Source organism: Bradyrhizobium sp. SZCCHNR1015 (assembly GCF_032489875.1).
Lineage (GTDB): Bacteria > Pseudomonadota > Alphaproteobacteria > Rhizobiales > Xanthobacteraceae > Bradyrhizobium.
On record NZ_JAUEYW010000015.1, the window covers coordinates 62,650 to 87,929 of the forward strand.

The 25,280-nt window shown below is 66.1% G+C and carries 21 protein-coding genes; 13 read left to right on the forward strand and 8 right to left on the reverse strand.

Annotated elements, in window-relative coordinates:
- Positions 1-347: 347 nt before the first annotated feature.
- A complete protein-coding gene (locus QX128_RS24750) occupies positions 348-2,948 on the forward strand; it encodes an MMPL family transporter (protein WP_316238768.1) in 2,601 nt (866 codons plus the stop codon).
- A 69-nt stretch (positions 2,949-3,017) separates the two neighbouring features.
- Here the strand turns inward: QX128_RS24750 and QX128_RS24755 are convergent, their stop codons facing one another.
- Positions 3,018-3,644: a DUF2147 domain-containing protein gene (locus QX128_RS24755; RefSeq protein WP_409997886.1), complete on the reverse strand. Its 627-nt coding sequence runs from the start codon at positions 3,642-3,644 to the stop codon at positions 3,018-3,020.
- Between the two features lie 101 nt (positions 3,645-3,745).
- On the opposite strand from QX128_RS24755, the gene hpnO reads away from it, so the two are divergent.
- The gene (gene hpnO, locus QX128_RS24760; protein WP_315714885.1) at positions 3,746-5,137 is read left to right on the forward strand and encodes an aminobacteriohopanetriol synthase HpnO; all 1,392 of its coding nucleotides are present in this window, start codon (positions 3,746-3,748) and stop codon (positions 5,135-5,137) included.
- A 197-nt stretch (positions 5,138-5,334) separates the two neighbouring features.
- Here the strand turns inward: hpnO and QX128_RS24765 are convergent, their stop codons facing one another.
- The 4 genes from QX128_RS24765 to QX128_RS24780 form a co-directional block, all read right to left on the reverse strand.
- Positions 5,335-6,117 (reverse strand): anti-sigma factor, encoded by a 783-nt coding sequence (locus QX128_RS24765; protein ID WP_316238769.1) that lies wholly within the window; start codon positions 6,115-6,117, stop codon positions 5,335-5,337.
- A gap of 2 nt (positions 6,118-6,119) precedes the next feature.
- Entirely contained in the window at positions 6,120-6,668 is a 549-nt protein-coding gene (locus QX128_RS24770; protein WP_316238863.1) for a sigma-70 family RNA polymerase sigma factor, read from the reverse strand.
- Positions 6,669-6,765: 97 nt separating this feature from the next.
- On the reverse strand, positions 6,766-7,083 hold the full coding sequence (locus QX128_RS24775; protein ID WP_315801255.1) for a cupredoxin family copper-binding protein: 318 nt from the start codon (positions 7,081-7,083) through the stop codon (positions 6,766-6,768).
- Between the two features lie 13 nt (positions 7,084-7,096).
- Positions 7,097-8,041: a metallophosphoesterase family protein gene (locus QX128_RS24780; RefSeq protein WP_315801254.1), complete on the reverse strand. Its 945-nt coding sequence runs from the start codon at positions 8,039-8,041 to the stop codon at positions 7,097-7,099.
- Positions 8,042-8,264: 223 nt separating this feature from the next.
- Between QX128_RS24780 and QX128_RS24785 the strand changes: the two genes are divergently transcribed.
- Complete coding sequence (locus tag QX128_RS24785; RefSeq protein ID WP_316238770.1) at positions 8,265-8,882, forward strand: acyltransferase; 618 nt, start codon at positions 8,265-8,267, stop codon at positions 8,880-8,882.
- The gene (locus QX128_RS24790) at positions 8,797-9,438 is read left to right on the forward strand and encodes a hypothetical protein (protein WP_316238771.1); all 642 of its coding nucleotides are present in this window, start codon (positions 8,797-8,799) and stop codon (positions 9,436-9,438) included. Before QX128_RS24785 ends, QX128_RS24790 begins: the two co-directional genes overlap by 86 nt.
- A gap of 352 nt (positions 9,439-9,790) precedes the next feature.
- Here the strand turns inward: QX128_RS24790 and QX128_RS24795 are convergent, their stop codons facing one another.
- On the reverse strand, positions 9,791-11,410 hold the full coding sequence (locus QX128_RS24795; RefSeq protein ID WP_316238772.1) for a GMC family oxidoreductase: 1,620 nt from the start codon (positions 11,408-11,410) through the stop codon (positions 9,791-9,793).
- A gap of 173 nt (positions 11,411-11,583) precedes the next feature.
- Between QX128_RS24795 and QX128_RS24800 the strand changes: the two genes are divergently transcribed.
- From QX128_RS24800 to QX128_RS24830, 7 genes are all read left to right on the forward strand, one after another.
- Positions 11,584-12,753 (forward strand): M20 aminoacylase family protein, encoded by a 1,170-nt coding sequence (locus QX128_RS24800; RefSeq protein WP_315801251.1) that lies wholly within the window; start codon positions 11,584-11,586, stop codon positions 12,751-12,753.
- A gap of 491 nt (positions 12,754-13,244) precedes the next feature.
- A complete protein-coding gene (locus tag QX128_RS24805; RefSeq protein ID WP_315801250.1) occupies positions 13,245-13,592 on the forward strand; it encodes a hypothetical protein in 348 nt (115 codons plus the stop codon).
- A gap of 236 nt (positions 13,593-13,828) precedes the next feature.
- Positions 13,829-14,860: an aKG-HExxH-type peptide beta-hydroxylase gene (locus QX128_RS24810; protein ID WP_315801249.1), complete on the forward strand. Its 1,032-nt coding sequence runs from the start codon at positions 13,829-13,831 to the stop codon at positions 14,858-14,860.
- Entirely contained in the window at positions 14,857-16,062 is a 1,206-nt protein-coding gene (locus QX128_RS24815; protein ID WP_316238773.1) for a radical SAM protein, read from the forward strand. Before QX128_RS24810 ends, QX128_RS24815 begins: the two co-directional genes overlap by 4 nt.
- Positions 16,063-16,159: 97 nt before the next feature.
- Positions 16,160-17,275 (forward strand): aKG-HExxH-type peptide beta-hydroxylase, encoded by a 1,116-nt coding sequence (locus QX128_RS24820; protein WP_316238774.1) that lies wholly within the window; start codon positions 16,160-16,162, stop codon positions 17,273-17,275.
- 42 nt (positions 17,276-17,317) lie between these two features.
- Positions 17,318-18,610 carry a YcaO-like family protein gene (locus QX128_RS24825; protein WP_316238775.1) on the forward strand — a complete coding sequence of 431 codons (1,293 nt, stop codon included), beginning with the start codon at positions 17,318-17,320 and terminating at the stop codon, positions 18,608-18,610.
- Positions 18,607-19,959 carry a TfuA-like protein gene (locus QX128_RS24830; protein WP_316238776.1) on the forward strand — a complete coding sequence of 451 codons (1,353 nt, stop codon included), beginning with the start codon at positions 18,607-18,609 and terminating at the stop codon, positions 19,957-19,959. Before QX128_RS24825 ends, QX128_RS24830 begins: the two co-directional genes overlap by 4 nt.
- A gap of 46 nt (positions 19,960-20,005) precedes the next feature.
- Here the strand turns inward: QX128_RS24830 and QX128_RS24835 are convergent, their stop codons facing one another.
- Both QX128_RS24835 and QX128_RS24840 read right to left on the reverse strand, forming a co-directional pair.
- Positions 20,006-21,490 (reverse strand): UdgX family uracil-DNA binding protein, encoded by a 1,485-nt coding sequence (locus QX128_RS24835; RefSeq protein ID WP_316183639.1) that lies wholly within the window; start codon positions 21,488-21,490, stop codon positions 20,006-20,008.
- 91 nt (positions 21,491-21,581) lie between these two features.
- Positions 21,582-22,820, reverse strand: a complete 1,239-nt coding sequence (locus QX128_RS24840) for a putative DNA modification/repair radical SAM protein (protein ID WP_316218568.1) — start codon at positions 22,818-22,820, stop codon at positions 21,582-21,584.
- Between the two features lie 184 nt (positions 22,821-23,004).
- On the opposite strand from QX128_RS24840, the gene QX128_RS24845 reads away from it, so the two are divergent.
- Both QX128_RS24845 and QX128_RS24850 read left to right on the forward strand, forming a co-directional pair.
- Positions 23,005-23,793, forward strand: a complete 789-nt coding sequence (locus QX128_RS24845; RefSeq protein ID WP_315801242.1) for a DNA repair protein — start codon at positions 23,005-23,007, stop codon at positions 23,791-23,793.
- A complete protein-coding gene (locus tag QX128_RS24850; RefSeq protein ID WP_316238777.1) occupies positions 23,693-25,279 on the forward strand; it encodes a DNA polymerase Y family protein in 1,587 nt (528 codons plus the stop codon). The genes QX128_RS24845 and QX128_RS24850 overlap by 101 nt, the downstream gene beginning before the upstream one ends.
- Position 25,280 lies beyond the last annotated feature (1 nt).

Consider the following 25,280-nt stretch of genomic DNA (forward strand, 5'->3'; position numbering starts at 1 on the left):
AGAGAAAAGCCGGTCTGCAAGTCGCTCGCATGTGATGCGTCGCACGCAGCCCCCGAGAGGTTGCAGGTAATTTAGTAATTATAAATTAGATCAATCAATTGAGTTGGTTATGCTCTCACTCGTTCGTCACTTTACCGCCGAGAACAGCCGCTATATCAGCCGGCCCGACGGTTCCGTGCATCGTTCAACTTGATCCGCCGTCGAGGGACCATCCTCGTCTTCAAGGTTGGGCCAGGCCGGGTCGGGGCGCGCTCAGGATGTGTGCGTCCGGGGCTCGCCCTGATCGGGGAACTCCGCCATGAAGCGGACGTTTCCGCCCAGCTCTCTAAACATTAGAAAGTCACGAAGTGCTGACCACGTTTGTCGTCTCGATCGTCAAGGCCTGCACCCGGTTTGCCTGGCCGACATTGATTGCGGCCCTGCTGCTCTCCGTCGGCGCGGGCTTCTATACGGCGCGTCATTTCTCGATCAATACCGACATCAACAAGCTGATTTCGCCTGATCTCGACTGGCGCAAGCGCGACCAGCAATATGAGCAGGCGTTCGATCGCGATCGCATGATCCTGGGCGTGGTCGAGGCGGCGACACCAGAGCTGACCGGCGTGGCGGCTGATGCGCTTGCCAAGAAGCTCAAGGGCGACACCGCGAACTTCTCATCGGTCGAGCTGCTCGGCGGCGGCGAGTTCTTCGCCAGGAACGGCCTGCTGTTCCTGCCGACCGAGGAGGTCAAGCAGCTCACGGACCAGTTCACGGCGGCGGCGCCGCTGGTCGAGATCATGGCCGGGGACCCCTCGATCCGCGGCCTGACCGGTGCGCTGGAGACCGGCCTTGCCGGCGTCAAGCGCGGCCAGGTCAAGCTCGATAATGCCGCGCGGCCGTTCGACTACATCTCCCAGACGGTCGAGACCGTGCTCGACAAGGGCGATGCGACCTTCTCCTGGCGCCAGCTGATCTCCGACAAGCCGCTCGAAGACAGCGACAAGCGCGCCTTCATCCAGTTCAAGCCGATCCTCGACTACCAGGCCCTGGAGCCCGGCAAGGCGGCGACGGATGCGATCCGTCAGGCGGCGGCCGAGCTCGATTTCCCGCACCGCTTTCACGCCCGCGTGCGGCTGACCGGGCCGGTGCCGATCGCCAACGAGGAATACGCCACCGTGCAGGAAGGCGCCGTCGTCAACGGCATCGGCACCGTGGTCGTCGTGCTGATCATCCTGTGGCTGGCGCTGCATTCGGCCAAGATCATCTCGGCCGTGTTCATCAACCTGTTCATCGGCCTCGCGCTCACCACGGCCGTCGGCCTGATGATGGTCGGCTCGCTCAATCTGCTGTCGGTCGCGTTCGCCGTGCTGTTCATCGGCCTCGGCGTCGATTTCGGCATCCAGTTCAGCGTTCGCTATCGCTCCGAGCGGTTCAAGAACGACAATCTTCCGGAGGCGCTGGCGGAAGCCGCGCGCCGCTCCGCGGTGCCGCTGTCGCTCGCGGCGATGGCGACGGCTGCCGGTTTCCTGTGCTTCCTGCCGACCGACTACAAGGGCATCTCCGAGCTCGGCGCCATCGCCGGCGCCGGCATGATCATCGCGTTCCTGTCGTCGATCACGGTGCTGCCGGCATTGCTGAGGATCCTCAATCCGCCCGGCGAGAAGGAGCCGGTCGGCTACGCCTTCCTGGCGCCGGTCGATCATTTCCTCGAGAAGCACCGCGTGCCGATCATCGTCGGCACGCTCGGCCTGGTCGTCGCCGGCCTGCCGCTGCTCTATTACATGAAGTTCGACTTCAATCCGATGAACCTGCGCAATCCGCGCGCCGAGTCGATCGCGACCTATCTCGACCTGCGAAAGGATCCGAACACGGGCGCCAATGCGATCGACGTGCTGACGCGCTCCGAGACCGAGGCCAAGGCGATCGAGGCCAAGCTGGCGAAGTTGCCCGAGGTGGCGCGCGTGATGTCGCTCGACAGCTTCGTCCCCGAGGACCAGCCGGCCAAATTGAAGCTGATCGCGCAGGGCGCGAAGGTGCTGGGGCCTGCACTCAACCCCGATCAGGTCGATGCGGTGCCGAGCGACAAGGAGAATGTCGACGCCCTGAACTCGACCGTCGACAATCTCCGGCGCACCGCGGGCGAGAGCAACGGGCCGGGCGCGGTCGCGTCGCGGCGGCTCGCCGACGCGCTTGCCAGGCTCGCGGGCGCCAGCGAAACGGTTCGCAACAAGGCGCAGGCGGTGTTCGTCGAGCCGTGGAAGATCACGCTGACGCAGCTCAGCGCCACTCTCCAGGCGCAGCCGGTCAGCCTCGCGAACCTGCCGCCGGAACTGGTGTCGCAGTGGAAGAGCAAGGACGGACTGATTCGGGTCGAGGCGCAGCCCAAGGGCGATCCGAACGACAACGACAATCTCAGGCGATTCGCCAACGCCGTCCTGACGGCCGAGCCCAACGCGATCGGCGGTCCGGTCTCGATCCTGAAGTCCGGTGACACGATCGTGAAGGCATTCATCCACGCCGGCATCTACTCGCTGGTCGTGATCAGCCTCCTGCTGTGGGTGACCTTGAAGCGCTTCAGCGACGTGCTCATGACGATCGTGCCGCTGCTGGTTGCGGGCGCCGTGACGCTTGAGATCTGCGTGCTGATCAAGCTGCCGCTGAACTTCGCCAACATCGTCGCCCTGCCGCTCCTGCTAGGCATTGGCGTCGCGTTCAAGATCTACTACGTGGTGGCGTGGCGCGGCGGCCGCACAAATTTGCTCCAGACCAGCCTGACCCGGGCGATCTTCTTCAGCGCACTGACGACGGCGACCGCATTCGGCAGCCTGTGGCTGTCGAGCCATCCCGGCACGTCCAGCATGGGCAAGCTGCTGGCGCTGTCGCTGGTCACCACGCTCGCCGCCGTGCTGCTGTTCCAGCCGGCGCTGATGGGCAAGCCTCGCGAGATCAAGGAGCAAGAGGGCTCGTGATCACGGAATAGAAAAAGCGGCCGATCTCTCGGCCGCTTTTTTTTTGTTCGCGTGACGGACGCCCGTTAGTTAGCGGGGGCGCGCGATCTCGGGCAGCAGGCAGATATCGCCGACCTGGTCCGCGGGCTTGTGTCCCGGCTTGGCCGATGCGGTTGCGCCACTGCCGACGCCGGTGGTCGTCTTGGCCGCCGGAGCAGGGGCCGGCGCGATTGGTTTCTGTGTACCTTTGGCCATGCTGTTCACAGGGCTCGACGGAATCGGCGGAGCAACCCGCGTCCAGGTCTCGCCGCCGCACAGGAAGCCGAGCACGCAGCCCTTGATCTCCAGGTGATCGGGGTCGACCGGCGTGATGGTGGAGCTGTAGAGCTGCCCATCCTTGGCGTTGTAGACTTGGCCTTCCCACGCGTCTGCGCCGGGCTTCTTCTTCATGTCGATCAGGATCGGCATGCCGAGCGTCGGGCGGCTCTGGCGGGCCGGATCGGGGTTGTTGCTGTCGCGTCCGCCCGGGGTCTTCTCCCAGGCCACGACGCCCCACATGCTGCCATTACATTGTGCGACTCGGATGTTCGCGACGCCGTCGGCAACCCGCCAGTCGCCGGTGGGGTCGGCCGCGAGCGCGGAAGAAATTCCTGCTGCGAACACGACTGCGGAGTATGCTAGTGTCGTCGACATGAGATATCTAAGGCGATGCAACATTGGCAGAAACCCGTGCTTGCTTTGATGGTGCGAATGAGGGCAAAACGCCGCATTGCGCGTTTTCAGTTGACGTCACGTCCATCAACCGAAGTATGTAGCCGATGCTAAAACCCAATCTAGACGTTTCCGAGATGTTTGTGGAGCGCCAAGCGCAGCGCAGCACGATGCACTCTCGGCATCTGAACGAGCAGCTTGTCCGCGTTCTCAAAACGATTGGATATGATGTTGGGTTCCAGAAGGGACAAGGGCAATATCTCTACGATCGTGATGGGGCCCGTTATCTTGACCTGCTCAGCGGTTTTGGCGTCTTTGCAATCGGCCGCAATCATCCGACACTGCGCGCCGCGCTGAAAAGCGTCCTCGACACCGACCTGCCGAATCTCGTTCAGCTCGACGTCTCGACCTTGGCGGGCGTTCTTGCCGAGCGGCTGCTGGAATATGTCCCGTATCTGGACAAGGTGTTCTTCGCCAATTCCGGCGCCGAGACCGTGGAAGCCGCGATCAAATTCGCGCGTGGCGCGACCGGCCGGCCCGGCATCGTCTATTGCGGGCACTCCTATCACGGTCTCACCTATGGCGCGCTGTCGCTGACCGATGATTCGAACTTCCGCAACGGCTTCGAGCCGCTGCTGCCGGGCTGCACGGCGATCCCCTTCAACGATCTTGCCGCGCTCGAGCAGGCGCTGTCGTCGCGCGAGATCGCAGCCTTCATCGTCGAGCCGATCCAGGGCAAGGGCGTCAACATGCCCTCCGACGAGTTCCTGCCGGGTGCCGCTGCGCTCTGCAAGAAATACGGCACCATCTTCATCGCCGACGAGATCCAGACCGGGATGGGACGCACCGGCCGGTTCCTCGCCGTGGAACATTGGAACGTCGAGCCCGACATGGTGCTGCTGTCGAAGGCGCTGTCCGGCGGCCACGTCCCGGTCGGCGCGCTGCTGACGCGCAAGCAGATCTTCGACAAGATCTTCAACCGCATGGACCGCGCCGTGGTGCACGGCTCGACCTTCGCCAAGAACGACCTCGCGATGGCCGCCGGCATCGCGACCCTCGAGGTGATGAAGGCCGAGAAGCTGGTGGAGGCCGCCGCCAAGCGCGGCGCCGAGCTGCGGCTGGCGCTGACGCGGATGGTGCCGGGCTACGAGCTGCTCAAGGAAGTGCGCGGCAAGGGGCTGATGATCGGCGTCGAGTTCGGTCCGCCGAAATCGCTGCGCCTCAAGGCCTCGTGGACCATGCTGGAGAGCGCCAACAAGGGCCTGTTCTGCCAGCTCATCACGGTGCCGCTGTTCAAGGATCACAAGATCCTGACCCAGGTCGCCGGCCATGGTCTGCACACGATCAAGCTGCTGCCGCCGCTGACCATCACCGAAGAGGACTGCGCCTGGATCGAGCGCGCCTTCGACGACGTCATCGCACAGAGCCACAAGGTCCCCGGCGCGATCTGGTCGCTCGGCAAGACGCTGGTCGACAACGCCATCCGCAAATCGGCGTGAACTGACGAACATGTAGGGTGGGCAAAGGCGCGACGCGCCGTGCCCACCATCTCGATCCTCGCAGGACCTTTGGTGGGGCACGCTACGCTTTGCCCGCCCTACGAAGGGCTTGTCATGGTGAGCGAAGCAATCCAGCCTTCCTTCGCGCCTCGGGATTGCGTCGCTTCGCCCGCAATGACGGAGCGCGCGAGAGCGACTCAGCTGCTCCCACCCATCTTCCGCTCGAACCGCTCGCCGAACTCCTCGAGCTCGTCGCCGCCGATATCGCTGATCGCCCAATAGCTGAGGCCGCGGTCGCGCCAACTCCTGATATTGAAGCCCTGGATCGTGTCCATCCGTGCGGCGCGGCGCTCGGTGGACGAGGTCTGCGCCACGAACAGATTGATGACGTGCTGGCGGCGGCGATAGACCACCGCGCCGATCGGGCGGGCATCGACATAATCGAGCCGCCCGCCGATCAGGGTGAATCCCTCAGCGGTGAGGTCGATCACCGGCGGCGCCACGTCGAGCCTGCCGTTGAACCAGGGCTTGACGGTGTGCTGGTCGGTCGAGATCACGTCGGTCAGGTGGCCGGCCTGCAGCGAGCGCAGATGCGCCGAGACGATCTCGGCCTCGATCCGCTGCTGGTCGTCATTGCGCAGCACGATGGCGACGAGACCGGTGGCGGCCAGCGCCGACACGGCCGAGCCCATCGCAAAGCCCTTCAGCAGCGAGCGGCGGTTCGGCCGGACGGCAAACGGAGTAACGACGGCCGCCTCGACCGGCGGCAGGGCGGCTTCGATGCGCTGGCGCAAGGCGGCGGGCGCCTTGTAGCCGAGGTCGGCGCCGGCGAGCATCTGCTTCATCTCCCTGATGGCAGCAAGCTCCGCAGCGCAGCGCGGGCAGGTCGCGACATGGGCTTCGACCTCGAGAGCGTGGCCGGCGTCGAGCTCGCCATCGGCCAGCGCGTGGATCAGGATCTCGGCTTCATCGCAGGTCATGGCTAGAGCTCCTCCTGCGCGAGCCAGGCGGCGCGCAGCATCGCGCGGGCGCGGGCGAGACGCGACATCACGGTGCCGACCGGCACGTCGGCGGCCTCCGCGATCTCGCGATAGGACAGATTGTGAACCTCGCGCAGCACGAACGTCTCGCGGAACGGCTCGGCCAGCGTGTCGATCATTCGCCGGATCGCCGAGGCATCGCGCTCGCGCAGCACGGCGCCTTCCGGCGTCTCGGTGCTCTCCTGCCACAGCGGCGGCTGCTCGGCCGCTTCGGGCGCATCGTCGAGCGCCTTGACCGGCGCACCGGCGCGGCGCGCGAATTCGGCGTGGCAGACATTGCGCAGGATCGCAAACAGCCACGGCTTCATCGCCGGACCACGGTAGGTGTCGAAATGCTTCAGCGCGCGCAGGTAGCATTCCTGCACCGCGTCCTCCGCGTCGGCGGCGTTGCGCAGCAGATAGCGCGCCAGCGTGTAGACATCGTCGAGATGCGGCAGTGCCGCCTCGCGGAAGCGTCGCGCCCTCTCGGGATCGTCACTGGCTGTCGTCACCGGCGTGGTCTCCGGCCCGGTTCGCGGTCGCACGGCGCGGCCGGCGCTACGCCGCCGACCGGTCCATGCGACGATGCTCATGCCCTGGTTCGCGATGCTACTCAACCTTGACCAGCCCCGTCATGTGCGGATGCAGCGAACAGAAATATTTGTAGTCGCCGGCGGCTGCGAAGGTGAAGGAGAAGCTGTCGTCGGTATCGAGCGTTTTCGACCGGTATTTCCCGGCCGACACCACCGTGTGCGGGATGTCGTCGTGGTTGGTCCAGGTCACGGTGTCGCCGACCTTCACCGTCACCGCGGCCGGGGTGAAGGTGAAGTTGTCGATGGTGACCTTGATGGTCTCGGCGCGCAGCGGCGTGGCGCCGAGAAGCAGCGCGGCGGCGAGGCAGGCGCCGCGAACAACAGACTGGCTCATTGCGTTTCCGTCCTCAGCCGGCCAGCGGCGTGTCGATGATGGCGAGCCGCTCGGACCCGACCTTGAAGTCGATGCTGGCGATGCCGAGCAGGCTGCGCAGCCTGGCGTCCTCGACCTTCATCGGGCCGGGCGAGGGCGCCGTGCCCGGCGCCGGCTGCGGAAAGGCGGTCGAGCGCGCGGTGTGGAAGGTGACGTTACCCTCGACCTTCTGCATCACCTGATGAATATGGCCGTTCAGCACCGTCACCGAGCCGAACCCCTTCAGGCTGTCCAGCGCGCGGCCGCCATCCTCGGTGCCCCAGCCCCATTCCGGATATACGGTCCACAACGGGATGTGCGCGAACACGACGACCGGGGTCGATTTGGAGCGGCCCTTGAGATCCTGCTCCAGCCAGGCGAGCTGCTCGGCGCCGAGATTGCCGAGCCCGCCGGCCTTGAGATCGACCACGTTGACCAGCCCGATGAAGTGTACGCCATTGGCGTCGAACGAATACCAGCCGGAGCCGCGCGTGCCCTTGCCGTAGCGCTCCTTGTAGAGCTTGACGTCCTCGTCGAGGAAGTCGTGCTCGCCGGGCACGTAGTGCACGTCGAGCCGCGTCTGCGAGATGATGCGATCGGCGTCGTCGAACTCGGCCGCCTTCGACAGATGCGAGATGTCGCCGGTGTGGATCATGAAGGACGGCTTCACCGGCATCGCCTTGATGCGGTTGACGGCCTCCTCGAGCGTGCCGAGCGCGTTGGGATTGGCCGGCTTGTCGAAGCCGACATGGCTGTCGCTGATCTGCAGGAAGGTCAGGCCGGAGGCGGGCTGCTCGGCCGCCCGCGCGGCGTCGACCAGGCCGAGCGAACGCGGCACGCCGCCCGACAGCGTCCAGAGCACGCCGGTGCCTGCCCACGTCATGCACTCCAGCACCTTGCGACGGCTGACGCCGTTCTCGTCGTGATCACCAAGGCTCATCGTCATCTCCCGTTGCCCGTCATCGGGCTTGCGGGTGAGAAGAGCGATGGCGGCCCGGTTTTATTCCCGGCTTCTCGCGATCGAAACGCGATGACGTGTTCGTGATCATGCCGGCCATGGCCGGCGGCTCACCTGCTCGCGCAGGATGTCGGCGCAGGGCCGCGCGAAATATACAAGCGGCGTGCGCCGCCGAAGGGCGGCTGATGGACTGGATGCGACGTCGATGCATGAGCGCGTGATCCCCAACCTGCAACGAACCGAGCTGTCTGCCGATCGGATCGTGCCGCTCGATCGCGCCAGGACGTTCATCACGCTCTCGGTCGTGCTCTATCACTCCGCCATCAACTACACTCATTTCGGCCAGGGCGGCGACCGCATGCACTGGCTCGGCTTCGACCTCGTCGCGCTGTTCAACGACAGCTACTTCATGTCGTGCATGTTCTTCATCTCCGGCCTGTTCGTGCCGGCAAGCCTGGCGGGCCGGGGCGCGTCGGACTATGTCGGGCGCCGCGCGCTGCGGCTCGGCGTGCCCTACATCGTGTCGATCCTCGTGATCATGCCGATCGCCTATTACCGATACTACGTGGCCGAGGATCAGTTCGCCGCGGTGTGGTGGCGCATGATCAGCGAAGGGCCGTGGCCGTCCGGCTCGGCCTGGTTTCTCGGCGTGCTGCTGGGGTTTGATATACTGGCTGCGCTCGTCTGCGTCCTGGCCGCCGCAGGCGATCGGCGCAGTCGGGCGCTGGGCCGGGGCGTTGCTGCACTATCCGCTCACTGGCTTCCTGATCTTCCTCGTGATCGCCAACCTGGCCTATCTGCCGCCGCATCTCGGCTTCGGTGACGGTTTCTGGTTCATGCCCGGACATTTTCCGCTGCCGCTGCAGGCGAGCCGGGTGCTGCTCTATCCGGCCTTCTTCGTCGGCGGCGTCGCGATCGGTGCCGCCGGGCTGCGAGCGGGCCCGTTCGCGGCCGACGGCGCGCTGGTGCGGCGCTGGTGGATCTGGTTCGGTCTTTCCTATGGCTGCTATGGCGCGATCCTGTTGCTGGCCTACGCCCATCACAACTGGATCGCCGACTTCGACTCGCCGCCGCTATGGTGGCGTGCGGCCTATGGCAGCGCCGTGGCAAGCTTCTGTGCTGCGATGGCGTTCGGCGTGCCGACCTTCTTCCTGCGCTGGGCGAAGGCGCCGCTGGCGCTGATGGATCGCCTGCAGCCGTCGGCCTACGGCATCTATCTGCTGCACTTCCTGCCGCTGCTGTGGCTGCAATATCTGGTCTACGACCCGGCGTGGCCGGCGGGAGTGAAGTTCGCGATCGTGCTGGCGGGCACGCTGTCGGTGAGCTGGCTGGCGACTGTGCTGTTGCGCCGAATCCCGTTGGTGGCGCGGATCGTCTGATCCGTTGCGCGCGGCGGTGGCTGCCGTCGAACTCGTTACGGTGACACTTGGCGTCAATAAGACGAGGCGCGGTGCGGGTGAATGCGCCCTCTCCTCTTGTGGGCCCCTTGTGGGAGAGGGCATGTAGGACAGTGCAGCAAGCTCGGTTGGGTGAGGGGTATGCCTCAACGAGCGTCGCTCGCCGAGATATACCCTCACCCAACCGCGCGCGTGGATAGGCCGAAGATGCCTTCTCTCACAAGGGGAGAGGGCGCTGTATCGTACAGCGCCCTGTGTCAACGCCATCGATGCCGATGGTGAGAATTGCGCGCGCGAGTTCGGCGCAAAACGAGCGGGATCGCATGCGCGCGCTTCACCGCCCATCCTCCAGGATCATCATCGCCGCCTTCTCTGCGATCATCGCGGTCGGCGTGTTGGTGTTGCCCGAGGTGATGGTCGGCATGATCGAGGCGTCGGCGATGCGCAGGCGGTCGATGCCGCGGAAGCGCAGCCGCTCGTCGACCACGGCCATCGGATCATCGGGGGAGCCCATCTTCGCCGTGCCTACGGGGTGGAAGATGGTGGTGCCGATGTCGCCGGCGGCCTTGGCGAGCGCCGCGTCGTCATCGCCGACCGATGGGCCGGGCAGATATTCTTCCGGCCTGTAGGCGGCGAGCGCATTCTGTTTCATCAGCCGGCGGGTGACGCGGATGGCGTCGGCCGCGACCTGGCGGTCGTCCTCGGTCGCCAGATAGTTCGGCGCGATCGATGGCGCTTCATCGATTGCTGCGGAGCGGATGCGGACGCTGCCGCGCGAGGTCGGGCGCAAATTGCAGGCGCTGACCGTGATCGCGGGAAAGCGATGCAGGGGATCGCCGAACTTGTCGAGCGACAGCGGCTGCACGTGGAATTGGATGTTGGCGCGGTCGCGCGTCGCATCCGAGCGCGTGAAGATGCCGAGCTGCGACGGCGCCATGGTCAGCGGCCCGCGGCGCCGGAACGCGTAGTCGAGCCCCATCAGGCCGCGGCGGACCAGCGAGTAGTAGGTCTCGTTCAGCGTCTTCACGCCCGTGACCTTGTAGATCGCGCGCTGCTGCAGATGGTCCTGCAGGTTGCGCCCCACGCCCGGTCTGTCGAGGACGAGGTCGATGCCGAGCGCGCCGAGCCACTCGGCCGGGCCGATGCCCGAACGCTGCAGCACCTGCACCGAGCCGATCGAGCCGGCGCTGAGGATGACCTCGCCCCTGGTGCGGGCCTCGATGGTCTCGCCGTTCTGCCGGAAGCGCACGCCGACGGCGCGGCCGTTCTCGATGATCAGGCGATCCACCATCACCTGCGTTTCCAGCCGCAGGTTCGGCCGGCTCAGCGCCGGCTTGAGGAAGCCCCGCGCGGAGGACCAGCGCCGGCCGCGCTTCTGGTTGACGTGGAAATAGCTGATGCCCTCATTGTCGCCGGTGTTGAAGTCGGGGATGCGGCGCAGGCCCATCTGCTCGGCGGCGTCGCCGACCGCGTCGAGCACCGCCCAGGACAGCCGGGGCGCCTCGATCCGCCAGCCGCCGCCGACGCCATGGTGTTCGCTTTCGCCGAGAAAATGATCCTCCAGCTTCCGGAACACCGGCAGCACGTCGGCATAGCTCCAGCCGGCGAGGCCGAGCTGGCGCCAATGGTCGTAGTCGGCGGCCTGGCCGCGCATCGAGATCATGGCGTTGATCGCCGAGCAGCCGCCGATCACCTTGCCGCGGGGGTAGGCCAGCGAGCGGCCATTGAGGCCCGGCTCGGCCTCGGTGCGAAACATCCAGTCGGAGCGCGGATTGCCGATCGCGAAGAGGTAGCCGACCGGAATATGGAACCAGATCCAGTTGTCGTTGCCGCCTGCCTCGAGAATCAGGACGCGGGCCTTGGGATCGGCCGACAGCCGGTTGGCGAGGATGCAGCCGGCGGTGCCGGCGCCCACCACGATATAGTCGTAATCCCCCTCGAGCTGTCTCGGCATCGGCATTCCCTTCCCATCGTTGCGAGCTTTTAGTCAGCCCGGACCGGCCCGGACAAGCGCCACGTTCATGGCTGGTTGACCGAGCCATGAGACGGGCGCAGCCCTTATCTTGGGCGGTGCGACTTTTGCATGCTAAACAGGCGCAAAGTCCCACCGGAGTTACGAGATTCCCCATGCCCATCGTCAACCGCGTCGCCGATCTGCAGCCCGATATCCAGGCCTGGAGGCGGGATATCCATTCGCATCCGGAGCTGCTCTACGATGTGCATCGGACGGCGGCCTTCGTCGCGGATCGGCTGCGCGAGTTCGGCTGTGACGAGGTCGTGACCGGCCTCGGCCAAACTGGCGTCGTCGGGGTCATCAAGGGCCGCAAGCCCGGCCATGGCGAGGTGAAGGTGCTCGGACTGCGCGCCGACATGGACGCGCTGCCGATCGTGGAGGCGACCGGACTGCCCTATGCCTCGAAGACCCCGGGCATGATGCATGCCTGCGGCCATGACGGCCATACGGCGATGCTGCTCGGCGCCGCGCGCTATCTGGCGGAGACCCGCAACTTCGCCGGCGAGGTGGCGGTGATCTTCCAGCCGGCCGAGGAGGGCGGCGGCGGCGCGGACGCGATGATCAAGGACGGCCTGATCGACCGTTTCAAGATCGACCAGGTCTACGGCATGCACAACGGGCCCGGCCTGCCGGTCGGCGCCTTCGCCATCCGCCAGGGGGCGCTGATGGCGTCGACCGACGCGATCGACATCACCATCGAGGGCCATGGCGGCCATGCCGCCAAGCCGCACAATTGCATCGACTCGCTTCTGGTCGGCGCCCAGCTCGTCACCGCGCTGCAGCAGATCGTGTCGCGCAGCGTCGATCCGCTGGAGGCCGCAGTGCTGTCGATCTGCGAGTTCCACGCCGGCAATGCCCGCAACGTGATTCCGCAGAGCGCGGTGCTGCGCGGCACCGTGCGGACGCTGACACCCAAGGTGCGTGAGCTGATGGAGAAGCGGGTGCGCGAAGTCGTGACCGGCGTCGCTCAGATGACCGGCGCCAGGATCGACCTGAACTATGCGCGCGGCTATCCCGTGGTGATCAATCACGCCGAGCAGACCGAGATCGCGATCCGCGCTGCCAAGGAGGTTGCCGGCGACGCCAACGTCCACGAAATGCCGCCGATGATGGGCGGCGAGGATTTCGCCTACATGCTCGAGGCCCGTCCCGGCGCCTTCATCTTCGTCGGCAATGGCGACAGCGCCGGCCTGCATCACCCCGCCTACAATTTCAACGACGAGGCGATCGTCTACGGAACGTCGTTCTTCATCAAGGTGGTGGAGAACACGCTGGCGGCGTGAGGCTCGTCATCGCGCATGGGAATGTGACGGGCCCGCGCGGTGAGCGCGGGCCTTTTGCTTGCCTATGCACGTTGGGGTTCATGACCTTCGCGAGATGGCTGCGCGTGCGCTGCGGTGGAGCGAGGTGCGACGATATGCCTTGCGATGATGTTTGCAGGCGCCAGGCACGCGTCATGCGCAGCCGTTGCAGGCATATGAGGCGATCGCAGCATGTCCTCCATGTAAGCAATCAGCAGGTGTATCGACCCGACTACTCTATTGTGCCTCAAATAGCTTCATGTTAGTTTTTTCCGACTTCGGCGACTGGCCGAGTGTGGACGGCCTGAGCGAAGTGGTTAGCACAGCTACATCGTTGCAAGATCTGTCTGTGTTCCAAGACGAATGTTCCAGGATCTGTGAGTTCAGGGCGCGAGGTCACAGGACTTGTACCGGGACGTTGCTATTTCCTTTCTGAATGAATGGCGGTTCTCAACCGACTGGGAGTTTTAGGAATGGCTGATCGCGATCCGGCGGAAATGCGCAAGAAGGTCGATCTTGCGTTGAAATCCGTAGTAGATTCAGAGATTGCACGTGCCTCTCTGAAGATCGACATCATGGCGGAAGGCGTTCCATTCTCGCGCGGAGCGATCTTCAGCAAGACCAACCCGTTTTCGCGCGGCATCGTCTTCAGCCGCCTCGCGGCGATGGAGCGTCCGGACGAGATGGAACGCGAAATCGCCAACGATCCTGCGGTCCTGGGGGCTCTTGCTGAGCGCCTCACGCAGGTGCGGGCGGTGAAGGACCTCAAGGGTCAGTTCAACGTGTCTCAGGCACCGGCCGCGCCGAAATCGACCAGGTGAACGGATCGATCGTTCGGCTCAGACCAAGCGAAGCGGGCCTGCCATGTCGGATCTTGCCGATGTGACTGGTCGTGGCCCGCTTGCGCCTGACCATTGTGTATGACGGGACGTGGTCGCCGTCGTCCGCATGAGCTTTCCTGATAGCTGCTCTTGATACCGGCATCGGTTGCGGTCCTGCCTCGGCAGGAAAGCTTGCGGCTGGCTTCGTTGGCGTATTTCCGGAGGCATGCTCGATCATGAGTGACGCTTGGACCTGGCGACCGTCGAAATCTGCCTGGCATGAGAAATTCAGCGACAAGATCCTGAGATGGCAGCCCGAGGAGCGCCTCGGCCTGGATGGCGAGCCGCTCAAGGCATCGCTCATCGAAGCCAATGCGCATGAAGCGGATTGGCTTCGCCATCCCTGCATGAACTCCATCACCTATGAGGGACACGACAAAAGCCCGCAGCGCGATCTGCAGGTCGCGATCTGGACGGCTGCCAATGCGCCGACGGCGTCCACGTCGCTGACGGCGCCGGAGCCGCTGACCTTATGGTCGCCGGTCGGAGGCTATCGGATCGAGGCCGGCACGTATGACCTGAACGAGCTGGCCGGACTGCTTCCGATGAAGGAGTGGCCCTACGACATATCCGTCGATGTGGGGTGCCACTCGCTGGGATTTCCGATCCCCGATACCTGGGCCGAGCACACCGATCTCTCGGCCGACGAGCGGGCCCAGATGACGCGCGAGGTGACGAACTCGCTCGAGATCCTCGTGACCGCCGCGAAGAAGTTTCCCGAATGCGTGAATTGGGTGTCCGACGTGACGCGGGTCCTGATCCCCTTGCGCAGCAGCGAGCGATCCTATTTCCGCAGCGGATCGCAGGCCGACGTGCCCGGCATGGTCTATGCCGACCTGTTCGGCGGCCTGATGCAGGTGATGGAGGCCATCGTCCACGAATCCGCGCATCTGCATCTGTTCATGGCGGAGGCCTCTGGACCCCTGGTGGATCCGCAGCACCAGGGCCGCTACGCATCGCCGCTGCGACCGGAGCCGCGGCCCCTGCGCGGGATCCTGCTGGCGTTTCACGCCATCGCCTACATCTGTGCCTTCTATCGCGAGGCCGAGAAGCAGGGGTTTGGCGGATCGGCCGAGTATGATGCCGAGCTTGCCAACATGCTGACCAAGCTCAAGGAGGCGCAGGTCGTATTGGGTGATGCCCGACAGTTCCTGACCGAGGATGGCCGCATCTTCGTCGATCGCACCGCCGAGATAGCCTACCAATGAAGGACGGTCCGCATCTTCACTTCGTGTTCAAGGTCGCGTCGCGTTGCAATCTGAACTGCTCCTATTGCTACGTCTACAACAAGGGCGACAGCACCTGGAAAGAGCGCCCCGCGATCATGGACGATGAGGTCGTCGAGATCGCGATCGACCGCATCCGCCGCCATTGCCTGGCAACAGGCCAGACCTATTTGACGATCACCTTTCATGGCGGCGAGCCGTGCCTGGTCAAGCATGAGCGGTTCAGCTCCTGGTGCCAGAAGATCAAGGACGGGCTGGCGGGCGTCGCGCGGGTGCAGCTCTGCATGCAGACCAACGGCACGCTGCTCGACGACGGCTGGGCCGAGATCATCAAGAGGTTCGACATCGATCTCGGGATCAGCATCGACGGAACGCCGGACGTGCATGATTCCCTGCGTGTCGATCATGCCGGGCGGGGCTCCTATCACGACGTCGAACAGGGCCTTTCGGTGCTGCGCCGCGCCGGGATTCCGCTGCGCTTCCTGTCGGTGATCCAGCTCGGGGCCAGCGGCGCCGCGGTGCATCGCCATCTGACGAGCCTGAGCCCGGCCTCCATCGACTATCTGCTGCCGGATTTCACCCATGACACCATCGCGGCGGTTCGCGACCGCTATGGGCCGACGCCCTGTGCCGATTTCCTGATCCCGATCTTCGAGGATTGGTGGCGGGACGGCACGCTGGATCTCCGGATCAAGATTTTCTGGAATATCGCCTGGCTGGTTCAGGGCGGGGAGAGCCGCATCGACATGCTCGGCAACCAGCCGCTGACCTTCCTGTTCGTCAACACCGATGGCGAGATCGAAGGGCTGGATGTGCTGCGGGTCTGCTACGACGGTGCCGCGCGCACCGGCCTGAATGTGCGGACCTCCGACTTCATGGACGTCCAGCACGCCGGCGCGTTTCACCGCGCGGCGGTGTTCGAGGGCCTGCCGCTGCCCGACGGCTGCCGCGCCTGCCGCGAGCGCGACACCTGTGCCGGCGGCTATCTTCCGCATCGCTATGCGTCGCAGACCGGCTTCAACAATCCGACGGTGTGGTGCGCCGATCTCCTGAAACTGTTCGATCATGTCCGTGAACGGCTGGGGACGTCGGTGGAAGAAACGAAGCTCCGCCGGGCCCATTTCATCGACATGGCGCTGCAGCGGGCGGTGGGGCTGCAGCAGGAGTTGCCGGCCATCGGCTGAGGCGGGACCTTGATCGCCGTCTTATGAGCGATCGCGCCGACCTGCGGCATGGCCGCGGGGCGGAGAGTGGAATGCGGAAGCGGAAGGAGTGCGCACGATGACGATCACCCGGATGCCCGATGTTCTGCGCTGGGACGATTACGACGCGGTGTGCGACGGCGTGCTTGCCAGCTATGGCGATCGGCTCGCGCAGAAGCTGGGCGAGGCCGTGGGCGAGATCTGCCGCGACGATCCCGCGGGCGGGGACGAGCTGCGCAGCCTGATGGATCGCGTTGCGGACGAAGGTTTCATGCGGGTTCTCGATGCTCCCGAGACCTCGTTCCGTCTGCTGTCGGCGCCAGGCCGGCACGCCGAGGACAAGGGACGATTTCTGCGCGATGCGTTCGTGGCCGAGGCGTTGCGCCAGGGGCTCGACGTCGCCGCCGACCGGGACGTGTGGACCGCGCTCGGCGACCGCGGCTATCTCCGTGACGGCGCCTGCATCTGGCCCCAGGTCGAGGGCATGCCGGTGACCGATTACGGCAGCCCGCATGCGCTCAGGGTGGACCTGTCCGGCCAGGACCGGCCGGTCCCGCCGCCGCGCCCGCCGTTCTCGGACAGCGAAATCGACCGGCTGCACGATCTGCTGCGCCGGTCGCGGGCGGCGCTCGAACGGACCGAGGCGGGGCTTCCCCGCTTCGTCGCGCGCTTCAACATCGCACTCATCCTGCAGAAGGATCCGGAGAGCCCGGAAAGCTTCTCGTCGGGATCGAACGGCTACTACATCGGCCGAACCTTCCTGGCCAACCCGCATCTTCCCGAGATCGACGAATCCCACGTCGCCGATGCGCTGGTCCATGAGGGCATCCACGCGCTGCTCTACATGCAGGAGCAGGAACAGCCCTGGTTTCTCGATTCGACGGCGAAGGGGTCGCTGCCGCGCATCACCTCGCCCTGGAGCGGCAGCCGGCTGCCGTTTCCGTCGTTCCTGCAGGCCTGTTTCGTCTGGTACGGCCTGCTGCATTTCTGGAGCCGGGCGATGCAGTCCGGCGCGTTCGAGCAGGGCGTCGCAATCAAGCGCATCCAGCTCTGCCTGCGCGGCTTCTGCAAGCAGCCGCTGCTCGACAGCATCGCGGGGTTCACGTCGGTGGTCGACGCCGATGTGCAGAAGACCATCGAGGAGATGCAGAACGTCGTCGTCGGCGCTTTCGCCGATGTCCGCCATGCAGGCTGATGCGACGACGACGTCGGTGACGGTTGAGTGCGGAGGCTGCGGATGGGGAGCGGAACGGCACTGCATCGGGATCGTCTGGCCGCGCATCCGGTCCAGAAGAGCTTTCGATCGGGAACGCAGCGGTCGGTGCCGCCGTCGCAGACGGTGGAGCGGGTGCGTCCTTACCTCGCCGAGATGGGGATCACGCGGGTGGCCGACGTCACCGGCCTCGACCGGGTCGGCATTCCCGTCACCATGGTCTGCCGGCCGAACTCGCGCTCGGTCTCGGTGTCGCAGGGCAAGGGGTTGACCCTGGACGCCGCGAAGGCGTCGGGCCTGATGGAATCGATCGAGCTGTTTCACGCCGAGACGATCACGCTGCCGTTGAAGCTTGCGACCTATGCCGAGCTGATCCGCGACCATGACGTGGTCGACGTCGCCGACCTGCCGCTGATCGCCGGCGGCCGCTTCCATCCGGATCTGCAGATGCTGTGGATCGAAGGCCGCGATCTGATGGCGGATGCCGATGTCTGGGTGCCGTTCGAGATGGTGAACCTCTCGACATCGCGCCCCGAAATGCCGGCCGGCAGCTTCATCTCGTCGTCGAACGGCTTGGCGTCCGGCAACCACCTGATCGAGGCGCTGCTGCACGGCATCTGCGAGGTCGTGGAGCGCGATGCGACCACGCTCTGGCACCTGCGCAGTCCGGACGAGCAGCAGGGCCGGCGCATCGCGCTCGACACGGTTCAGGACGAAGGCAACAGGCGGCTGCTGGAGATGTGCGAGCGTGCGGGCCTCGAGGTGGTGGCGTGGGACATCAGCTCCGATGTCGGGCTCGCCGCCTGCCAGTGCCTGATCTTCGATCGCGACCTGGAGCTGGGGCGGGATCTCTATGCTGCGTTGGGCATGGGCGCGCATCTGTCGCCGGAGATCGCCTTCCTGCGCGCGCTGACGGAAGCGGCGCAGAGCCGGCTGACGCTGATCGCGGGGGCGCGCGACGATGTGTTTCGCGAGGAATATGACGAGACGGCGCTGGCCGCGCAGTTTCTCGGCGAGCAGCGGGCGCTGCTGCGAACCAGCCCGCCGAAACGAAGCCTGCGCGAAACGCCGTCGCTGGCGTCGGAGACGTTCAACGACGACCTCGCCGTGGTTCTCGAACGGCTGCAGTCCGCCGGTGTCCGGCAGGTGATCGCGGTCGATCTCACCAAGAGCAGGTTCGAGATCCCCGTGGCGAGGGTCGTCATTCCGGGGCTCGAGACCTTCGACAAGAATCCGGACTACAGCCCGGGGCGGAGGGCGCGGGCCTTCGCCGATGATCAGCTCTCGCGGCGCCAGCCATCGGGGCATCCGCTATGACATGCATCGTGTTCACCGGGCCGACGCTGCATCCGCGCGACGCCGCGCTCGAATTGGAGGCGGAGTATCTCCCGCCGGTGCAGCAGGGCGACGTCTATCGCGCCGCGCTGGCGAAGCCTGCGGCGATCGGGATCATCGACGGCTATTTCGAGCAGGTGCCGTCGGTGTGGCACAAGGAGATCCTGTGGGCGATGGCCAGCGGCATCCATGTGTTCGGCAGCGCCAGCATGGGCGCGCTGCGCGCGGCCGAGCTGCACGCGTTCGGCATGGAGGGCGTCGGCAAGGTATTCGCGGCGTATCGCGACGGCGTGTTCGAGGCCGACGACGAGGTCGCCCTGATTCACGGGCCGGCGGAGCTCGGCTTTCCCGCGCTGTCCGAGCCGCTGGTCAACATCCGTTTCACCCTGCAGAAGGCGGTCGCCGCTGGGGTGATCTCGGAGGCGTCCCGTCAGATCCTGGAGGCGCTCGGCAAGGCGAGCTTCTATCCCGAGCGCAGCTACCCGGCGCTGCTGCAGGGCGCGCGGTCCGATGGCCGCCTGACGTCGCAGGAGATCGCCGCGCTCGAGGCCTGGCTGCCGGATCACCGCATCGACCAGAAGCGCGAGGACGCGCTGGAGATGCTGCGGACGATGCGGCGCCGGTTCGCCGGAGACGTGGTGCCCAAGGCGGTCGAGTACGCCTTCGAACACACGCAGTTGTGGGACGGGCTGATCCAGGACGCGCAGCGCTCGGCGGCCGCAGAACGCGAGTCCGGCATCCCGGACGGGACGCCGCAACTGATGGACGAGCTGCGGCTGCTGGCGGCGCGCGGCGGCGACCTGTCCGACAAGGCGATCGCGCGATTTCTCGCCGCATCGGAGGCCAAGCGCCGCGGCGTCAGGGTCGACGCCCAGGCGCTGAGCGCGGAGATCATCCGGTTTCGCCAGAGCAGGGATCTGATGGACCCGGCCGAGCTCGAGGCGTGGATCGCGCGCAACGGCCTGACCCGCTCGGAGTTTCTGGAGCTGATGCTGGACGAGGCGCGCATACGCTCGTTCAGGAAGGGGCTCAACGGCTCGGCCCTGAATGCGCTGGCCGACTGGGCCCGGATCGACGGCCATTTCGAGGATCTGCTGGCGCGCGCCCGCGACAAATGCGAGGTGCTGAAGCAGACGGAGATCGATGGCGGCGGCTGTCCGGCCGATTTCGGGATCAGCGAGGACGAGCTGATGGCGAGATATCTGCCGGCAGCGCCCGACGACGGAGGCCAGGACGAGGCGGAGTTGGCGGGATCGCTCGGGTTTCCGGATCGCGCCGCGCTGATCCAGGCCCTGCTGCGCGAGCACGTTTACACCTCGCGCAAATCCTGACCGACGGTTGCCGCGTCGTGCTTTACGCCCGATGGCGGGGAGGCGGTCATGCCGCGTGGGCGCGCTTGAGCGCGGCGGCGGCGATCTTCAGGTCTTGCACGAAGAGTTCGTATTCACGCGCCTTGGCGTCGGCGTCGGGCAGGCGCAAGAGATAGGACGGGTGCACCGTGATCATCGCCCTGACACCATCGGGCAGGTCGACCACATGGCCGCGATTCTTGGTGACCTGGGTGATCTTGCCGAACACCGACTGCGCCGCGGTGGCACCCAGCGCCACGACCAGAGCGGGCCGGACGGCGGCGAGCTCGCGCTCGTACCATTGCCGGCAGGCCTTGATCTCCGGCGTGGCCGGCTTCTGGTGCAGCCGGATCTTGCCGCGCGGCACGAACTTGAAATGCTTCACCGCATTGGTGACGTAGACCTTGGACCGGTCGATGCCAGCCTCTGCGAGCGCACGGTCGAGCATCTGTCCCGCCGGGCCGACGAACGGATGGCCGGCCAGATCCTCCTTGTCGCCCGGCTGCTCGCCGACCAGCATCAGCGGCGCATGCTCAGGACCTTCCCCGAACACGGTCTGGGTCGCATCCTTCCACAGCGGGCAGGCGCGGCAGGACGCGGCTTCTTCACGCAAGGTCTCAAGGTCGGCGGCGACAACATCACGTGAGGTCTCAGCAGCAGCATGCGCGTGGGCTTTCGGCTTGCGGGTCATCGCGGTCTCCTCGACGCGCTTCTGTGGCTTGTGCGGTTCGGTGCCAGGTTCGGCGATCATCTCGGTGGTGCGCCGGGCGGCAGCCGCGATCAGCGGCTGGATCAGCTTGGCCTCGGGCAGGTTCTGCCAATATTTCTTCGGCATCTCCTTTTCCATTGCCTTCACTTTGAGCCGTGCCGGATTGAAAATGCTGGCATAATAGCGCAGCCACACCTCTTCGAGGCGGTCTTCCGACGGCGCTTCGGCCTTGCTCACACCCGGCGTGAACGAGACGTGGCTGCCGTCCCAATGCGCGCAGATTTCCGGGGTGAGGATCGACCAGGGCATGTCGGCGAAGCGCCGGGCGAAGAACGGCGCGGCGCGCTCGACGATGTGATGCTCCGGCTCGAACCAGGCGACGTAGCGTGACTCGCGCTCGCGGCCGACCTCGCGGAAACGGACGAAGGCGTGCATCTTGTGGACGTCGCGGCGCACCGCGCGCGCCAGCGCATTGGCCTGCGCGACGTCGGGATCGGTGGCGATGTCCATGAGATCGTGGTTGGTCCGCAGACGCCACAGCAGCCGGTAGAGCAGGGTGAAGCGGCTGGGGTCGCTGTGCAGGATCGCGCTTTCAGCAAGCTCCATGAAGCTCGCCGGCACCGAAAACGCGCCCTTGGGCACCTCGGGCAGCTGGGTGTCAGCATGGTCGTCGAACAGATCGGGCGCCGCGCCCTTGACGCGCCAGGTGACATCCGCCGGCCTGACGTCGTTCATCGCCAGCGCCCGCGCCGCCCGGCGCCAGCCGTCGAAATCGGTGTCGCTGTCGAGGGTTACGACGTGCATTTGTCTCCTCACGTCATTGCGAGGACGAAGCAATCCAGAGTCGTCGTGTCGCCCCTGGATCGCGTCGCTGCGCTCGCGATGACGGCTTCCGTCAAAATCCAAATCCCAGCTGCTGCGGTTTCGGCCGCAGCCGGGCTCTGAGGCTGGCACCGTCGAGCAAAGACGGAGACGGCCGGTGGTCGGAGAGAACGATGAACGGCAGCGCCTTGTTCCGGACGACGTTGAGCCGGGCGAGATCCGCAAGGCGGATCGTGGTGGTGCGCCGGGTCGCGAGGATGCGCTGCACGGTGCGGGTGCCGAAGCCGGGTACGCGCAGCAGCTCCTCGTGGCTTGCGGTGTTGATGTCGAGCGGGAAGCGGTCGCGGTGGCGCAGCGCCCAGGCAAGCTTGGGGTCGATGTCGAGCGGCAGCATGCCCTCGTTCTCCTCGACGATCTCGTCGGCGTCGAAGCCGTAGAACCGCATCAGCCAGTCGGCCTGGTACAGCCGGTGCTCGCGCACCAGAGGCGGGGCCTGCAGCGGCAGCGCGCGGCTGGCATCGGGGATCGGGCTGAAGGCGGAGTAATACACGCGCTTGAGCTTGTAGGCGCCGTAGAGATTGGCCGAGGTCGACAGGATGACGCGGTCGTTGGCCGCGTCGGCGCCGACGATCATCTGCGTGCTCTGGCCGGCCGGCGCAAAGCGCGGCGGCTTCGCCCGGCGCACCGTCTTCTTGGCTTCCGCCGTCTCGTCGAGCTTCAGCCTGAGACGGCCCATGGTGCGGCGGATCGCGCGCTGGTCCTTCTCCGGCGCGAGCTGCGTCAGGCTCTCTTCCAGCGGCGTCTCGATGTTGATGCTGAGCCGGTCGGCGTAGCGGCCGGCTTCCGCGATCAGCGCCTCGTCGGCTTCGGGAATCGTCTTCAGATGGATGTAGCCGCGGAAGCGATGCTCCTCGCGCAGCTTGCGCGCGACGCTCACGACCTGCTCCATCGTGTAGTCCGGGCTGCGGATGATGCCCGACGACAGGAATAGCCCCTCGATGTAGTTGCGGCGATAGAAGTCGATGGTGAGCTTCACCACCTCGTCGACCGTGAAGCGGGCGCGCGGCACGTTGGAGGAGGCGCGGTTGACGCAATACAGGCAGTCGTAGTTGCAGGCATTGGTCAGCAGAACCTTGAGCAGCGAGATGCAGCGTCCGTCCGGCGCATAGGAATGGCAGATGCCCATGCCGGGCGCGGTCGAGCCGAGACCCTTGCCGTCGCGGGAATCCCGCATCTCAGTACCGCTGGAGGCGCAGGACGCGTCGTACTTGGCGGCATCGGCCAGGATCTCCAGCTTGCGGAGCAGCTCCATACCTTTGAATCCCTTTGATTCCATTCGTTGAATCGTATCCGGGGCAATCCCGATTGACTCTCTCGAAGGCGTTAGCTTTATATTAGAACGTATCATGAACAAAGAGGGTCGTCGCGGGTTCAACTGCCTGCTTCACTTGAGAACGGCAGCGCCCGCACGATGGATTGAAGAGGAGCGGCGACGGATGACCGGCGCACGCATGGATACGCTCGCGCGTCTGCGCGGCCGCATTGCCCGTCTCGAGGCGGGAGATGGCGCACATGATTTGCGCCGGGTCGCGCTCGGCCATGACGCGGCCGATGCGGTGCTGCAGGGTGGGCTCGCCACCGGCGCGCTGCATGAGGTGTTCGCCGAGACCGGCCGCCAGGCGGCGGCCGCGACCGGTTTTCTGTGCGGGCTTGCCGCGCGTGTCGCCGCGCGCCGGCCGCTGATCTGGATCCGGCAGGATTTCGCCGAGCGCGAGATGGGCGCGCTGTCGATGAGCGGGCTCGCCGAGCTCGGCCTCGATCCGCGTCGGATCGTGATCGTGCGCGCGCCCGATCTCGATCACGCCCTGCGCACCGCCGCCGACGCGCTCGCCTGCGATGCGCTGGGCGGTGTGATGCTGGAGGTGTGGGGCGAGACGCAAAAGCTCGATCTCGTCGCCAGCCGCAAGCTGACCCTGGCGGCGCAGGAGTCCGGGGTGACGGCGCTCATGCTGCGCATCGCGGCCACGCCCGAGCCCTCGACCGCCGAGACGCGCTGGATCGTCCGCACCGCGCCGTCGCTGCCCTCGGCGCCCTGGATGGCGTGGGGCGCGCCGCGCCTCGATGCCGAGCTCATTCGCAACCGTCACGGCCAGACCGGACGATGGATCATGGAGTGGACCCCCGATGCATGCCGTTTCAATGAACCGGCGGCGGATCCTCAGCTTGTGGCTGCCGCGCCTGCCCATCGATCGCATCAAGCGCAGCCGCGCCGCCGATCCGCATGATGGCCTTCCGCAGGCCGTCGTCCTCAAGGATGCCAATATGCTGCTGATCCATTCGTTGGACGAGGCGGCGGCGCGTCACGGCGTCAGCCTCGGCCAGCCCTTGGCGAATGCCCGCGCGGTCTGTCCCGATCTCGTCGTGCACGAGGCGGATTTGGCGGCTGATGCAAAGATGCTGGAGGGCATCGCCGACTGGTGCGACCGCTTCACGCCGCTGGTGGCGCTCGATCCCCCGCATGGGCTTTTGCTCGACATCACCGGCTGCGTGCATCTGTTCGGCGGCGAAGCCAGACTGATGCGGTCGGTCTGCGACGCGCTGACCGCGCACGGCCTCATTGTGTCGGCGGCGATCGCCTCCAACGCCGTCTGCGCGCGGACGCTGAACCGGCAGGTGCACGGCCGCATCGTGCCTGATGGCGAGGAGGCGACTGCGGTGGCGCCGCTGCCGGTGGCCGCGCTGGGCGGCAGCGAGGCGATCACGCTCGGCCTGCGCCGCGCCGGCTTGAAGACGATCGGCGACGTCGCCGCGCGCGGCCGCAACGAGATCACCGCGCGGTTCGGCGCCGCTTTCACCCGTGTGCTGGCGCAGGCGCTGGGCGAGGCCGATGCGCCGATCAGCCCGCGCAAAGTCCCGCCGGACTACATCGTCGACAAGCGCTTCGCCGAGCCGGTCGCGACCGACACCGTGATCGCGGCCAGCCTCTCCAGCCTGGCCGCGATGCTGGTGGCGGCGATGGCGCAGCAGGGCAAGGGCGCGCGGCGGCTGGAGGCCTGCTTCTTCCGCACCGATGGGCTGGTGCGCGTCATCGCGGTCGACACCGGCCAGCCGGTCACCGAGGCCGCCGTCATCGACCGGCTGTTTCGCGAACGGCTCGAGGCGCTGAACGATCCGCTCGATCCCGGCTTCGGCTTCGACATGATCCGGCTGTCGGCCAGCCGCAGCGAGATCGTGGTGCAGCAGCAGCGCGATCTCGATGCCCATGTCCATGACAATGACGAACTGTCGGCCTTGATCGACCGCATCGCCGCGCGCATCGGCGGCAAGCGTGTGGTCGTGCATCTGCCGGTGGACACGCATATTCCGGAACGCGCGGCGCTGCCGCTGCCGGCGCAGCAGCATCTGGCGGCTTCGAATGTTGCCGACTGGCCGGAGCGCAGCGAAGGCGAGCCGCCGCTGCGGCCCTTGCGGCTGTTCGCGCGTCCCGAGGCGATTCAAGTGATCGCCGGTGTGCCCGACGGCCCGCCCGCGCGCTTCGTCTGGCGTCGTGCCGCGCATGCGGTGGTGCGCGCCGAAGGCCCGGAGCGCATCGCGATGGAATGGTGGCGGCCGGACGGGCGGGGCCTCACGCGTGACTATTTCCGCGTCGAGGACGAGCACGGCCTGCGCTTCTGGCTCTACCGCGACGGTCTGTATGACCGCGAGCTCGAGCAGCCGGAGAACGGTTTGCCGATGCAGCCCGCCTGGTACATGCACGGGCTGTTCGCATGAG